Source organism: Bacillus sp. AFS001701 (assembly GCF_002559405.1).
In the GTDB taxonomy this organism is placed as follows: Bacteria; Bacillota; Bacilli; order Bacillales; family Bacillaceae_G; genus Gottfriedia.
On the sequence record NZ_NTZO01000520.1, the window covers coordinates 1 to 14534 of the forward strand.

Annotated in this window: 10 protein-coding genes; 1 reads left to right on the forward strand and 9 read right to left on the reverse strand. The window is 35.7% G+C overall.

Features of this window, described 5'->3' with window-relative positions; all coding sequences use genetic code 11:
- Positions 1–364: 364 nt before the first annotated feature.
- The 5 genes from CN514_RS21880 to CN514_RS21900 all read right to left on the reverse strand — a co-directional run bounded on the left by CN514_RS21880 (position 365) and on the right by CN514_RS21900 (position 4337).
- A complete protein-coding gene (locus CN514_RS21880) occupies positions 365–850 on the reverse strand; it encodes a hypothetical protein (protein ID WP_098234385.1) in 486 nt (161 codons plus the stop codon).
- Between the two features lie 203 nt (positions 851–1053).
- Positions 1054–1791, reverse strand: a complete 738-nt coding sequence (locus CN514_RS21885) for an IclR family transcriptional regulator (RefSeq protein WP_098234386.1) — start codon at positions 1789–1791, stop codon at positions 1054–1056.
- Positions 1792–2035: 244 nt separating this feature from the next.
- Positions 2036–2737 carry an amino acid ABC transporter permease gene (locus CN514_RS21890; protein ID WP_098234387.1) on the reverse strand — a complete coding sequence of 234 codons (702 nt, stop codon included), beginning with the start codon at positions 2735–2737 and terminating at the stop codon, positions 2036–2038.
- Positions 2738–2804: 67 nt separating this feature from the next.
- Positions 2805–3551 carry an ABC transporter substrate-binding protein gene (locus tag CN514_RS21895; protein WP_483295029.1) on the reverse strand — a complete coding sequence of 249 codons (747 nt, stop codon included), beginning with the start codon at positions 3549–3551 and terminating at the stop codon, positions 2805–2807.
- Between the two features lie 63 nt (positions 3552–3614).
- On the reverse strand, positions 3615–4337 hold the full coding sequence (locus CN514_RS21900) for an amino acid ABC transporter ATP-binding protein (protein WP_098234393.1): 723 nt from the start codon (positions 4335–4337) through the stop codon (positions 3615–3617).
- Between the two features lie 218 nt (positions 4338–4555).
- Here CN514_RS21900 and CN514_RS21905 point away from each other — a divergent pair, with 218 nt between their 5' ends.
- Entirely contained in the window at positions 4556–5938 is a 1383-nt protein-coding gene (locus CN514_RS21905) for a hypothetical protein (RefSeq protein WP_098234389.1), read from the forward strand.
- Between the two features lie 180 nt (positions 5939–6118).
- On the opposite strand, the gene CN514_RS21910 is transcribed toward CN514_RS21905, so the two are convergent.
- The 4 genes from CN514_RS21910 to CN514_RS26235 all read right to left on the reverse strand — a co-directional run.
- Positions 6119–8836 (reverse strand): bifunctional YncE family protein/alkaline phosphatase family protein, encoded by a 2718-nt coding sequence (locus tag CN514_RS21910; RefSeq protein WP_286141792.1) that lies wholly within the window; start codon positions 8834–8836, stop codon positions 6119–6121.
- A gap of 568 nt (positions 8837–9404) precedes the next feature.
- On the reverse strand, positions 9405–12542 hold the full coding sequence (locus tag CN514_RS21915) for an efflux RND transporter permease subunit (RefSeq protein WP_098234391.1): 3138 nt from the start codon (positions 12540–12542) through the stop codon (positions 9405–9407).
- A gap of 1020 nt (positions 12543–13562) precedes the next feature.
- A complete protein-coding gene (locus CN514_RS21920; protein WP_098234392.1) occupies positions 13563–13949 on the reverse strand; it encodes a hypothetical protein in 387 nt (128 codons plus the stop codon).
- Positions 13950–14127: 178 nt separating this feature from the next.
- Positions 14128–14534 (reverse strand): hypothetical protein (locus CN514_RS26235; RefSeq protein ID WP_217993954.1); only part of this gene is annotated, 407 nt, incomplete at its 5' end.

Sequence of the window (14534 nt, forward strand, 5' to 3'; positions counted from 1 at the left end):
CTGATAGTATACAGATCAAAATACCATAAATGAATTGTTTAACCCAAAATCTTTAAAACTATCTCTTTTATCAAATTTACCATTCTCCAATAAACACTATATCTCCTACTCTATTTTATTATGAAGAAAAACCACTGAGAAGAGTAATTAATTAGAGTTTATCGTTTGTGATAACGATTAACTGTATATTGAGATATCAAAATAAATTTGGTCAATGTAGAGTTTAGTTTTTCACCATTCTTTTAAAAAACAATATCATCTAGATTAATATTTGATAGAAATGCGCCTTAAAATGTTTCGAATTTCATTTTCAATACCCTCCTTTTCCAAACACGTACTATTTTTTTCCTCCTCTTAATTTAAATTATAAAATAGCTTTTAGCTTCCTTTGAAAGTCAGGTGAAAATACATTTTCACTTACCGCATCAGCAAATAACATAAGAAGTTCATTCTCGTTAATATCAAGTGGTCTAAGTATTAGTCGCTCATTACCATTTTTATTGAATTTATAATAGGCGAAACGAATTTCATCTTCTCCAGTTTCATTAACAAAAATTCGCTCAATAGTGCTGACCGTATCTCCGTCTACAAGCCTTCCCCTACTCAGTAAGTCGCAGTATTCAGTACTTTTAAGGATTTTGTTCTTCTCATTAGTTTCTTTATGAAAATCAATAACTCCGTAATCAACCAATAACTTAGACAAAGCTAAATTGATAAGAGAGTTCTTACTTAACTTTAGTTTTTCTGATAAATTGTTTAAGGAATCATCTACATCTTGTGCAAGTGATAAATTTAATCTAGTTTTTTCTTCCATAAAATTCAGACCACCTTTTTTGTCTTTTTCACTCATGGTGTCATTTTAACACCACAATCAAATATAGTCAAAGAATGAGACGAACAATCTTTCTTGAGATTTTAGCGAACCGATAGTGATGGTAAACCTGTTGGAATGGATCTACACTGATTATTCTAATAGTCATAATTATTTTCTAAGATCAAGTATGGTTATAAAAAAAGACGCACCCCATGTTAGTGGAATGCGTCTATTATCACCTATATCTTCCCTATCTTCTTTGAAATTTCTTCAGCTGCTTTCATTACTTCATCAATCAAAAACGTAATACGTTCCTGAGTAAATCGAAATCCTGGAACATTCACGCTTAAAGCAGCAAGCACTTTATTGTTATATCCAGTAATTGGAGCCGCAATAGCCGCCGTATCCTCTGTTTTTTCACTTTGACTTATTGCATAACCATTTTGTCTAATTTCGACCAATTGCTGTTTTAAAGTTGATATTGAATTAGGTGAAAGATTTAGCTGATCTAGTACTTGTTGAATTTCATACTCTTTCATATAAGCAAGAATGGTTTTATTGGGAGCACCGATATGTAGTGGAATTCGGATACCCAAATTTTCAGCAATTCTAATTTTTAAAGGACTGTCAATTTTATCAATCACAATTCCATCTATCCCACTCTCAATATTTAAATAGATACTTTCCTCTAAATGGTTCGCCAAACGCTCCATTACTGGTCTTGCAACTAATCTGAAATCCATTTTATCTAATTGACGGAGGCCAAGCTCCATCCATTTATACCCTAACTTGTAATGTTTGGTTTCAGGTATTTGTACAACAAGTCCGTGTTGGATTAAAGAGTTTAGTAATCGGTGAAGCGTACCAAGAGATAGAGATGTTTTTTCCGCTAATTCGGTGATTTGCCAATTACTTTTGGATTCATCCGAATTTAGGATATCGATAATAAGCATAGCTCGGTCAATTGATTGGACCATGTTCATAACTCCTATGACTCTTCACTTCTTATGTTGGGGAGTCTGTTCAAAAATCTGGGAATATTCCACGTTAGGTGGATTCCCGTTCATTACGTACTTGTAGTATACGTATGTTTCTTTAAAGATGCGTTGACTTGAGTATCTCAGCACTTCTTGTTTTCATTTCGAACTTGCAAATGAATAATTGTGAGAGTAATTTTTTACATATATTATAGTCTGTTTTTCCAAGGATTTTTCAATTAATTTACAACTTTATTGATTCTAATGATGCATTAGATTTATTTTTTCTTATTTTTCGTTTTTTACCACGACTCACATCTAAAGAATCTTCAAGCTTTTTAACTCCAAACGTTATGATTAACACAAGCGCAAGATAATATAAACCTACGACAATATATGTATTCATTTGTTCAAAGTTAGAGGCAGCCTCACTTAGTCCTGCTCCCCATAAATCTTGCATCCCTACATATGCTACAAGAGAAGAATCTTTTAATCCAATAATAAACTGATTACCAAGAGCAGGAATCGCAATTTTAAATGCTTGAGGTAGTACGATTCTTCTCATTGCTAAAGGTTGGGACATCCCAAGTGAACGGGCAGCTTCCAATTGCCCTTTGTCAATTGATTGAATTGAACCACGAAAGATTTCAGCAATATATGCTCCACTATGCACACCTAATGCCAATGCACCAGCCCAAAACTGCGAAAATGTAATAATACTAGAAAGTCCGAAGTATAAAATGGCAATTTGAACAATAAGCGGTGTACCACGAATGACCGTAATATAGAGATTAGCAATATAATTAAGCACTTTAATACGGGAGAGTCTGAAAAATGCAAAAATAAGTCCTATTCCACTTCCCAAAATAGTAGATACGATTGTCAATTTTAATGTTAATAAAGTTGCTACTAAAAACACATGAAATGTATTTAAAAATATATGCATGTTGAACCTCACCCCTCATCTTGTCCTAAAAAATCTTAGGCTCTTATTTTACGCTAGTATTCTATTATTATTTTTCTTCAAGAATATTGCGACCAAACCACTTTTGACTAATTTTTTCGTAAGTTCCATCTTTAATAATTTCATCTAAAGCCTTATTAATTTTCTTCTCAAGTTCTTTATCATCTTTCCTTACAGCAATTGCTTGATTATCGTGAGTTAGTGGTGTACCAACATCTTTAATCTTAGCCTTTCCTTCTTTAATGACTCTAAAGCCAACCATTTGATCCGTAATGACAGCATCTAATCGACCAGTTGGAAGATCCATTATAGCCGTTAAATCACTATCGTAATCAACTACATTTTCTTTACCAGTATATTTAATCGCTAAATCTTTATATGGGCTTGCTTTTACAACGCCAATTTTCTTCCCTTTTAAATCCTCAGCAGATTTGATTTCCTTATTATTATCAGCAACAAAAATCTGAGAACCTGAAATATAATATGGATTACTGAAATCAACCACCTTTAATCGTTCTTCAGTGATCGTCATACTCCCCAAAATCGCATCATACTTATTGGATACTAATCCTTGTACAATTGTTTCCCATGGGTTTGTGACTGGTACAGCTTTCATTCCCATTTTATCTGAAAGTGCTTTACCAATTTCAACATCAAATCCAGTAAGCTTGCCATCTTCTTTAAAGTTAAATGGTTTATATAACCCACTCATCGCATAATGAAACTCTTTTGAACTCGCTTGACTTCCGGTTTTATCTGCCCCACATCCACTTAGAAACATTGCCCCTGCTATCATTGAAGATAATAAAATACCATGCCAATTCTTTTTCATTACACTTACCTCCATCATTTTTTTAAATTATAAGATACTATTAAGAAATTGTTTTGTTCTTTCATTTTGGGGATTTTCAAAAAACTGTTTAGGTGTACCCTCCTCTAAAATTAGACCTTCCTCCATGAATAAAACTCGATCCGCTACACCGCGAGCAAAACCCATTTCGTGAGTGACTACAACCATTGTCATCCCTTCGCTTGCTAACTGTTTCATAACTTGAAGAACCTCTCCTACTAGTTCTGGATCTAAAGCTGAAGTAGGCTCATCAAACAGCATTACCCTCGGGTTCATCGCAAGTGCACGTGCAATCGCAACCCTTTGTTTTTGACCTCCTGATAACATTTCTGGATATTCATCAGCCTTATCTGTCAGTCCAACCTTCTCCAGCAAAACATAAGCAATCTCTTTTGCCTCACTCTTTTTCATTCCTTTAACATGAATAGGAGCTTCAATTATATTTTCTAAAACAGTTTTATGCGGAAAGAGATTGAAGTGTTGAAAAACCATGCCAACCTCCGACCGAATTTTATTCAAATCTGTTTTACTAGGTTGAACCAATTCACCATCAAAATAAATGTCTCCAGAATCATTTATTTCTAAAAAGTTTAAACATCTTAAAAGAGTGCTCTTCCCTGATCCGCTTGCTCCTAATAAAACAACCACTTCTTTTTCTTCAATCGTTAAATCAATTCCTTTTAATACTTGTAATGGCCCAAATGATTTACTTACACTTTTGATCTGAATCATATTCATCCAACCCTCCCATCGAGTAAACAACAACACTTTTTCCACAATGCGGAAACCATTTCTATTTTATCAATATTATACACAATTCCGACAATTCCGTCATTAAGTAATTTTCTTTCAATTTTCAGAAGTCTATCTGTAAAATCTTTCCAATCACCCTAAACTAGGCGAATGCATATATTGTTATCCAATATATGTAACGAAAGGGGGCTATTCTCATGCATGTCGATTTAACTGCCATCCATTGGCTTTATGTAGCATTTATAGGTTTAATTATTTTATTTTTAATTCTTAGACGTGACACTAGCCTAGTCTGCCTCGCAGGAATATTTCTTCTTGGCTTGGTAGCTACTGAGTCACTTTCTAGTTCAGTAAGTATCTTGTTTTCAAGTTTCATATACGCCATAACAGAATTACTTTCTACAATTCTAGTAATCTCGATTATCGTTTCTATGAGTAAAGCATTAACTGATAGTGGAGTGCATCAGGCACTCATCAGTCCATTTACAAAGGTGATGAGAAACGCCACACTTGCCTATTGGACGATTGGGATTGTTATGATGGTTGTATCTTGGTTCTTTTGGCCTTCCCCTGCAGTAGCTTTAATTGGTGCGGTTTTACTGCCAGTTGCACTAAGGGTCGGGTTACCAGCATTAGGTGTTGCAATGGCAATGAATTTATTCGGTCATGGTATTGCTCTTTCAAGTGACTACGTCATTCAAGGTGCACCTAAACTAACAGCTGATGCAGCTGGCATTCCGGTTTCAGATGTTTTACATGCAAGTATTCCACTTGTGATCGTAATGGGTGTCGTGACAACTGTAGTTGCTTTTTACTTCTTAAAACGAGATATGAAAAGAGGACTTTTAACAGTTGAAATACCCGAAGAAGAGACTAAAGCTGAGGACTATCTTCTTTCATCTACTCAACAAAAATGGATGGCCGCTCTCGTTTTCGTTTTATTTGCAGTAGATATTTGGGCGATGGTTCATTTCAATTTACAAGGTGGAGATGCAACAGCATTAATAGGGGGCACTTCACTTATTATCCTTTCAATCTTGTCCATGTTGGGGCACAAAAATAAAGGATTCGAAGAGGTAACAAATTATTTAATACATGGATTCAAATTTGGTTTTAGAGTATTTGGTCCGGTTATTCCAATTGCTGCTTTCTTCTATCTTGGGGATAGTGGATTTACTGCAATTATTGGAGATTACTTGCCAAAAGGATCACATGGAATTGTAAATGATTTAGGGTTTGCTTTAGCACATTCAGTACCCGTAAACCCTGGGGTTGCGGGAGTAACATTGACAACAGTTGGAGCAATTACAGGTTTAGATGGATCTGGATTCTCTGGAATTTCGCTTGCTGGATCTGTTGCTTCATTATTTGCTACGGCGATTGGTCATGGGGTTGCAACTTTGACAGCTATGGGGCAAATAGCGGCGATTTGGGTTGGTGGTGGAACGTTGATTCCTTGGGCGTTGATTCCTGCTGCGGCGATTTGTAATGTTAGTCCGTTTGAGTTGGCTAGACGGAATTTGTTGCCTGTTTTGATTGGGTTGGTTGTTACTACTGTTGTTGCTATATTTTTGATTTAATAACAAGTAATTTAAAAGTGATATCAGATAAGTCACTTAACTTACTTATCTGATATCACTTTGTATTGAACGTTATGAATCTAGAACAGTTATTAAACTCTATCTAAAAATGTGCTTACTAAGAGGCTAACTCCATAAATAATGCAATCAGCCTCTTTCTCTTAAATATCCTTTACGTTTTTAATTATTTGCTGGAGAAGGTGCGCTGCTTTCAGGTTGCTTCTGTACTTCTTCTGGGCTGAGCGGTTGTTTATCCCCTGGATATGGTTGATCAAAACCTTTTGTTGCGTACCAAACAGAATGATTCAGCATATTGGCGTTGACTTCATCCGGTGAAGCATGTTTTCCGGTAAATTGGTTCTTGTTTTTATTTGACCATTCCGTCCATTTTTTTGAAAGTTCTTTTGACTCTGGTGTAACTTGTTCGGTATTGGCAAGTGCAGCCGTATTGGAGTTCGGCTGTCCGTTTAACGTATCAAGCGGTATTTGGTTAGGCTCGAAGTTATATGGTGTATAGTCTGGCTTGTTTGTAAAGAGCTCGCTCATCGGTTCTGCAGCTGCATCATTTTGGTTCATAGCCGGGAGACCAAGAATTTGCTCGATACTTCTTACCATATTTATGACAGTCCAATAATGGCTGTCCGTAATACCTTTTTTCACCCATGGACTGATTACATGCGCAGGCTGGCGATGACCATCGACATGGTCTAATCCATTTTGTGAATCATCTTGAGTTATGAAGATTACAGAGTCCTTCCAATAAGGACTATGTGAAATAAGGTCAACGATTTTACCAATAGCAAGATCATTATCAGCAACCATTGCTTGAGGTGTAGGAGAACCTGTTGCATTTCCTGCAGTATGGTCATCCATTACCCACAACGTGTTTAAAGCCGGTAAATCGTTAGTTTTGACGTGCTCTTCAAACCGTTGCTTAAATATTTCAAATCGGTATTGATCTGGTATATTTGTATCAAAGGTTGGGAAAGGTTTATAAGTAATCGGCCCGAGAGATGGAATATCGTATGTTGCCGAATAGTTTCCTATTGGTACATGAAGCTCTCCCTCTTTCTGTCCGGAAAGGATCTGATAATCTTTGTACCAGTCCGTCCAGGTACCAAAAGGTGCTGATCCGGTGAACCCGGTTGTATCTTCGCCGAAGTTTTCTACAGATACGTTATTTTTTGCTGCTTGATCCCATAAGTGTCCTGTAGGTGCGTACGCCATCGGATCCCCAGCCCCTCCAGGATAGCTTCTAACATTAGCTGAATCTGTTTCTTTATCCTCATAGTCCGTGTTAGTTCCTTGCATTACCCATTGGTGTCCACTTGCTGATTGAATACCTGAAGTATATACGTTATCTAGGAGCGGGAAGGTACTTGCAAGTTTGTGAATGTTTGGAGTTACTGCTTTTGGGAATTGAGTTAAAGCTGGTTCTCCATTTCCTTTACCTAGATCTCCTAGAACCTGGTCATAAGTGCGGTTTTCTTTAATAATATAGAATACATGTTTGATTGTTGAAGGCTCACCAACGCGCTCAGGCATAGCAACTGGTTTTTTATTTTGACGAGGTTTTGCGTTCAGGTTCTTTAAACCAAACCAGTTGTTATTGGCAAAAACCTGCTTGGTCCCTTTTGCAAGATCCTCGGCAGAAGGGAATGGGATTAATGAAAGAGAACCAATTTGGGCATATGACGATTTCCCGGTAACCTTAACTCCTTGAATCGTTAAATCACGTGCAGGTCCACGAGAACCAATACCATCCGCATTAGCAACAATTAACCTCTTATTTTCAGAATCAACAGCGATATCTACTGGAAACCAGGCTGTCGGCAAGAGTCCTTGCAGCTCAGGAGTCTTTTCAGGTCCGTGCCAATCGTATACTGCAATCGCATTATCTCGGCCAAGGCTGACCATTAATTTGTTACCTACCACTTTCACAGCATTAGGTGCTGATCCTTTAGCAGCTTTAGGGTATGGTTTGATGTCTATCGTTTGTGCGACCGTATTAGTTTTTGAATCAATAACAGAAATCGTATCACTATTTGTATTTGCTACAAATATGTATTGGCCCGACTGCGTCATACGTTCAGGCTGCACACCAACTTCGATCGTTTTTGTTACTGTATTCGTAGTCAAGTCAATAACAGATACTGTTCCTGTCGAAGTTGCACCTGTTTTAGGGTCCACAACCACATTTGTCCCTGAAGAATTTACCGTTGTGTCTCCTTCTTTTGCGGTACGGCCACCCTGGTTCGTTACATAAGCAAAGTTGCCTTTGACTAATACACCTGTAGGCGCATTTTCTACTACTACTTTCGTTACATTGCCTGTTTGAGGATCAATAACTCCAAGGCTGTTATCACGGTTTAGCGCAACTAGTAGCTTCCCTTCTTGTGTAACCACTATATCAAGTGGATTAATATTTCCGCCGACAGATGCTTTCGGCAGATTAATACTTTTTTTGACCGATGGAGTTCCATCTTCACTAACTGACATAACGACTACTTTTCCTGTTGTTCCTGATGAACCTGTTGCATATAGCTGGCTACCATCCGCAGAATAAGTTAAACCCCACATTTGAGAGAGGCCTATGGATAAATCTTGAGTAGTCAATTTTCCAGTCGAGAGATCGACAATGTTAATTCCTTTTCCACCGTAATTATTGCGTCCAACAATCGTTGCTACTGTCTTACCATTTGGATGTACAGCAACCGAAATAGGATTGCCCCCAAATTCAATTTGCTTTCCTGCTGGTGTGATTAGTTGATTGGCTGGTACTAATACGGAGCCATCTGCCTGAGGACCAACGAGCCTGTCTCCAAAAGCATTATCATTTGCAGCATAAGCACCGGCAGATCCTAACAATACAGTACTTAAGGTAATCCCAGCGAGCAATTTCTTCTTATTTCCTTTTTTCTTCATTATTCTTCACTCCTTTCTGAATCTTCTTAAAGAATACGCCCATTCTATTAATCTACTATTCTAGTTTAGTAAATTTATATAAAGGTTATATTTAGTATAGTTAAGTATTAATTAGTAAATTTTCCCTAAAAAAATAGGAGTCTTGGAATAATCTACAACCTTAAAACATTGGTGTATCAATATTCGTAGTCTTGGTATGCTCTATTTCTCATCTAAATAAATTTACATAATTTAAATAAAGTTTAAGTAAATTACATAAATAATTACTTAATCGGGGACGTAGTAGAACAATTATTGCGGAAAAAGAGTAGAAAGATAGGATTTAATACTAAATGAATTCCAGAGTATCGCCAATCTACTTCGTTATAGACCAGAAATGATTGTATGAACCATTTAACGGCCCATTCTATGTAACTTATATCTATAAAAGTATTTCTTCTATAGAAAAAAGAACCATTTTTAAAACGATTCTTTGATATCAAGAATGAGCTTAAAGTCTACAGCCAAAAGCAATAGCAATTCACTGGATTTAATAAACTTCTTAAACGGTTAGTTTAACTTTATGAATAAGGTGATCTAAGCTGTCGTTGGGACTCTGATCATAGTCTTTATGAAGCCATTTATACAGAATAGGAATCATAAATAAGCTCATAAATGTGGAGCTAACTAACCCACCAATTACAACTATACCGAGAGTTTGAGAGATAATGGTGTCAGTTCGAGATGATAAAGCTAAAGGTAGTAGTGTTAATATTGTTGTTAAAGCAGTTGTAAGGATCGGCCTAATTCTAGATAATGTACCTAGTAATAGAGCTTCATCTACACTGTGTCCTGCCAACCTATTTCTCTCTATTTTATCTACTAATACAATACCATTCGTAACAACAATTCCTGTTAACATTAACAATCCGACCAAGGCGGCCAGATTCCATTCTAACTGGAAGATTAGCATACCAGCTACTGATCCAATGACAGCAAGCGGTATACAAATTAATACTGTTAGAGGTGCCTTCCATCCCCTGAATACACAACTGATAATGGAAAGGACGAGCAAAATGGAAAATGATAAAGCAATGGCCATTTCATAGATCATTTCCTTTACTTGCTCAGGAGCTCCTGCAAAAGAGTAATGAACTCCTTCGGGAAGCGGAGTATCCTTAAGTACACTTTTAACTTGTTTGGTTACTTTCCCTACATCTCTAGAGAGAATGTTTCCCGTAATAACAGCGTATGGATGACCATCCTTCTCTTGTATCACAGAAGCATCTGTGATGGGAGTTGCAACCACAAGCTGATTTAATCTAAACGTTCTTCCCTCTTTATTTATAAACGCTTCGTTTCCCATCTGATTTAATAATCGCAGGGCCGGATCTGTTTCAATGAAGGCCTGGGCGTTCTTACTATTCATATTCTTAAGATGTAAAACGATAGGATAAGTATTATGGTTAAGCGAAATCTCTCCTATTGTACCTTCAGCAGTGTATAACTTGAACCTATTTATTATATCTAATAAATTCAGACCATTTTGTTCAATCATCTTTCTGTTTAGGGTTAGTTGATATTGAGAAGCGGTTCCTTCTTCATCAGCCAAACCTTGCACGGCAAGACCTGGTATCAACTTTAGGCGATTTCCAACGGAGACTGATAAATTTTCAAGAGTTTGGCTATCCGCACCACTTAGATTAATTTTTAATAAAGAGTCATCTCCTGAAATACTCTTGTCAGTTACCGTATAGATTGCTGTACTTTTAAGTGAATCCAACTGCTTTTGTAATTGGCGAGTCATTTTAGTTTTATCTGCTTTTTTTGTAATGCTTAGGGACAGGTTGGCTATATTCGGCTGCTGTATCCATCCACCTCCAGCATCAAATACATCATCTGATTGAGGAGTGAATGAAGAACCGAGGCCGGAAGAAAATGAAGTAACGTTCGGATTCCTTTGCAACAGTACTTCAACTCTTCTCACTTCTTCATCTACTTCACTTAGCGATGTATTTTTGGGTAATTCAATTTGGATGCCAAGCTGCCCAGTATTATTAGTCATAGTCAGGAAATTTACGGGAAGCAAGGCTGAGGCTGCAGCCAAAATAACAAATAAACTTACAGATAGTATACTAAGTAGCTTCTTTCTCTTAAAAATCCAGTCATAAGTGTTATAAGAACGTTGAGCCAGGAAATCATTGGGTGCCGTGGGTTTTCCCTTCCAGAAAAGATTATATAGAGCAGGAACTACAAGAACTGAAACTATTAAGGAAATAATAAGAGCAATAACAACAGACCATGCAAAACCTGAAAAGGCTGCACCAACAAGACCACCGACAAGAGCTATTGGAATATATACAGCAACCGTAGTGGCCGTAGATGAAACGATAGCCGGAATCATCTCTTTTACAGCCAGTGTAATGAATGAAAAGCTTTTTAATTCTTTTCCTTCTTTTACTTTTCTGTTGATATTGTCCAAGATCACAATCGAATCATCCACAACCCTTCCCATCGCCACCACAAGGCCGGAAACGGTAAGAATGTTAAGGGAAATTCCTAATAACTTTAGGATACCAGTAGTAGCTAAAAGACAGATCGGTAGAGAGATAACAATCAATAATGTAGAGCGGACATTGCGAAAGAAAAGAAATACGCAGATCATCGAAAACAAGCACCCCAATAACCCCTCTTTAACGAGTCCCTGTAAGGAATGATTCACCTGCTGAGCTTGGTCAAAAAGGATGGAAGCTTCTACATCGTTAGTTTTAATTGGTGTTATATCTTGTAGTCGGCTGTGAATGCTTTTCGACAGATTGCTAATATTTGATGAAGGCGTTTTTAATATATCCAGTACTACACTTGGTGTACCTTTTGTTCTGGTTATGGTCTGAAGATTAACAATCGAATTCGAAATATCCGCCACCTCAGAAAGAGAAATGGTTTTCCCATCTGCACGACTTATAGGCAACTTCTGTAGATCTGTTTTGTTTAGCCCCCAGCCGTTCACTTTTATAGGAACTGTCATCTGGCCGTCTGATAAGTTCCCTTCTGTTTCAGTTGTGTGTTGTTGTTTGAGAGAATTATTGATATCGTCCACACTAAAACCGGACTTAATTAAATCGTCCTTGCGAATTGAGATAGCGTATCCAGCGTTTCCACCGCCTGACACTTGAATGTCCTTTATTCCAGGAACTGTCTTAAGTCCTTTTACCACTTCTTCTTGTACGGAAGTCCTCAGTATATTTTGCGTAATATTAACATTATTGCTTTTTAGACTGATTGTCATAATAGGAAGCGAATGCGTACTAAGACGGTTCACAAGGGGTTTATCAGATCCATTTGGCAATGAAATTCCTTCTAACGCTTTATTCACTTGCTGCTCTGCCTTTTCCATATCATACTTCATAGGAAAATTTAGACTTATAAACGATCCCCCATTAAAGGAATTGGTTTCCACATCCTGAAGATTGTCTACTACCCTGACCGCCTCCTGGATAGGCTTTGTTATATATTCTTTAACCTGATCAGCCTGCAGGCTCCGTGCTTTTACGGTAACCGTAAGTGTAGGATTATTAATTTCAGGTAGATAATCCCTCTGCATTTGAAAAGCTGATATTGCACCCCATACAAGAACGATAACAGTAAGGGTAATAATAAGGCCGGCTCTTCTAATAGAGGCTTGTAGTAAACGATTCATTTTCTCCCGAATCCCTCCTGTATAAATAGATTATTATGTACGTTTTACTGCACCATCGAAACATGCCAAGCATATTTACTTTTTGAATCGGCAAGAAGTCTAATTTGCGCCCGTTTTCAGCGAGTAGATGACCCGTGGTAGATGTGAAATTATGGTATCAGTTCCACCATCTGCGTTTAAAAACCCAACAAGCAAGCTTGTGTCTTTCTTTAATCCCCTTTCTCCTTATTAATAGATTAATCTTCATCTGTTAATCTAGAATTTCAGATTTGTAAAGCTATATAAATTCTTTGTTAATCCTATTAATTATTTGTCAGTAATAAAGCTGATATCAGGATTCATTCAACCTCTTAAATCCTTTCGAAGAACAAAAAAAGGCAACTACCACAGGGGTTAGTTGCTTCCTATTTAAACAAGCTCAACTATCCACTCCACATTTGTGGAATGTAATTGACAACACAACAGGATGTTGGTGGGTTTATTACGTGGGTTATAGATTTGTAAAATATTTCATTATTTGTTCACATAAGTTACTATTCTACACATATATCACTCCGAAATAATTGATGAAACACAAAATTCAACTATTTTGGAGGAGATTAATTTGTTAACATTTTTTAACTAGATCAGATATTCAACACATAATCGTGCATAATTCTTGCACATAGCAAGAGCCCTATTGGACGGAAAAACAATAGAAATGAAGTGATAATTTTGTTGAAAATTATTCTTATTTTATTAATGATTAATTTAATATATTTGGCTAATAGTGGAAAAACAAAAACACGTTCTAATATAACTATTAGAAATGTTGTTATGTTTGTTTTTTTATTCATAATCGTAATTAACCTATTTTTGTTTATATTATTATAAATAATATTGTAAAAAGCACATTAATTGAAATGTGCTTTTTTAAATGAAAGGAATAAAACCTGAGACTATAAATAAGGTCCTACTAATAATTATAGCAGGACTTACTATAAAACTATTTATTTGGAATATATTTATAAATTTATACACTTATGATATTTTTGATACCTTCTCTTTAATTAAACTCATAATATAATTGTTATCACTTAATCCTGTGGCAAAATTCCAATTTACATAAAAGTATATAACCTCATTATTTATTAATAATAACTTTATAGGTTTCGCTGATTTTAGAAAGAAAAGTCTAGATTGAGTTGTGAATAATTTTGAACTAACAGTTAGATCATTTTCCAATTTCAAATCAATAATATCGAACCATTTAATAGTTTTCCAACCTTTAAATTCAATTACATCATCATGAATAAATAATTCTCCACAATGTGAAAGTAAATTTTTCACATGAAGTCGTGTCATTAATGATAATTTCTTTTCTTCAATTTCAAAGTTAGTTGCCCCATGAAAGTTTAACTTTTTCATCTTCTCAACTCCTAAATACAATATGTAGCGATATTTAATCTATTTACATTGAACTAATATGATTAATTATTTCTATTTTTTCTTCTGTAATTCCCGTTAAGCCATACCTTCTTTGCGGTGGAAGTACAACTCTTATTTATCCTCTTTGACATAATATCAACCATATTAAATGATTCAATTAAAAGAATTTAATTACAAATAGGAAAAGTTTCTGGGAAATCAAAAGTAAAATATTTGCCGTGATTATCCCGACATTAAAATGTATTATGTCTTTAATTTTTAATCCCAATAGAACAGAAAATAATAATGAAAAAATAATAGGTGTAATATATTTATAATGTTGTAGGGTAAAGAATAATTGATTGTTAAATTGTAATAATTGATATGTTATTAAAAATAATAATTGATTAGCTAAGTAAATAGTAAATAAAACTTTTTCTTGATTCTTTTTACAATCTAAATTATATGATGTGAATCTGTCTAAAATAAAGTTGAACAAAATATTAATAAAAAGAATTATTATTAGCGTGACAAATAATATAGCAAATATAGCTATTATTATATTTAATCGGGACCAATCAATAT

What these genes read in the sequence shown, in the direction of transcription:
- CN514_RS21900 (WP_098234393.1), bottom strand. Translation starts at nt 4,337, where the DNA reads ATGATTCAGATCAAAAGTGTAAGTAAATCATTTGGGCCATTACAAGTA.
- CN514_RS21895 (WP_483295029.1), bottom strand. Translation starts at nt 3,551, where the DNA reads ATGATAGCAGGGGCAATGTTTCTAAGTGGATGTGGGGCAGATAAAACC.
- CN514_RS21885 (WP_098234386.1), bottom strand. Translation starts at nt 1,791, where the DNA reads ATGGTCCAATCAATTGACCGAGCTATGCTTATTATCGATATCCTAAAT.
- CN514_RS21890 (WP_098234387.1), bottom strand. Translation starts at nt 2,737, where the DNA reads ATGCATATATTTTTAAATACATTTCATGTGTTTTTAGTAGCAACTTTA.
- CN514_RS21915 (WP_098234391.1), bottom strand. Translation starts at nt 12,542, where the DNA reads ATGAATCGTTTACTACAAGCCTCTATTAGAAGAGCCGGCCTTATTATT.
- CN514_RS21920 (WP_098234392.1), bottom strand. Translation starts at nt 13,949, where the DNA reads ATGAAAAAGTTAAACTTTCATGGGGCAACTAACTTTGAAATTGAAGAA.
- CN514_RS21905 (WP_098234389.1), top strand. Translation starts at nt 4,556, where the DNA reads ATGCATGTCGATTTAACTGCCATCCATTGGCTTTATGTAGCATTTATA.
- CN514_RS21880 (WP_098234385.1), bottom strand. Translation starts at nt 850, where the DNA reads ATGAGTGAAAAAGACAAAAAAGGTGGTCTGAATTTTATGGAAGAAAAA.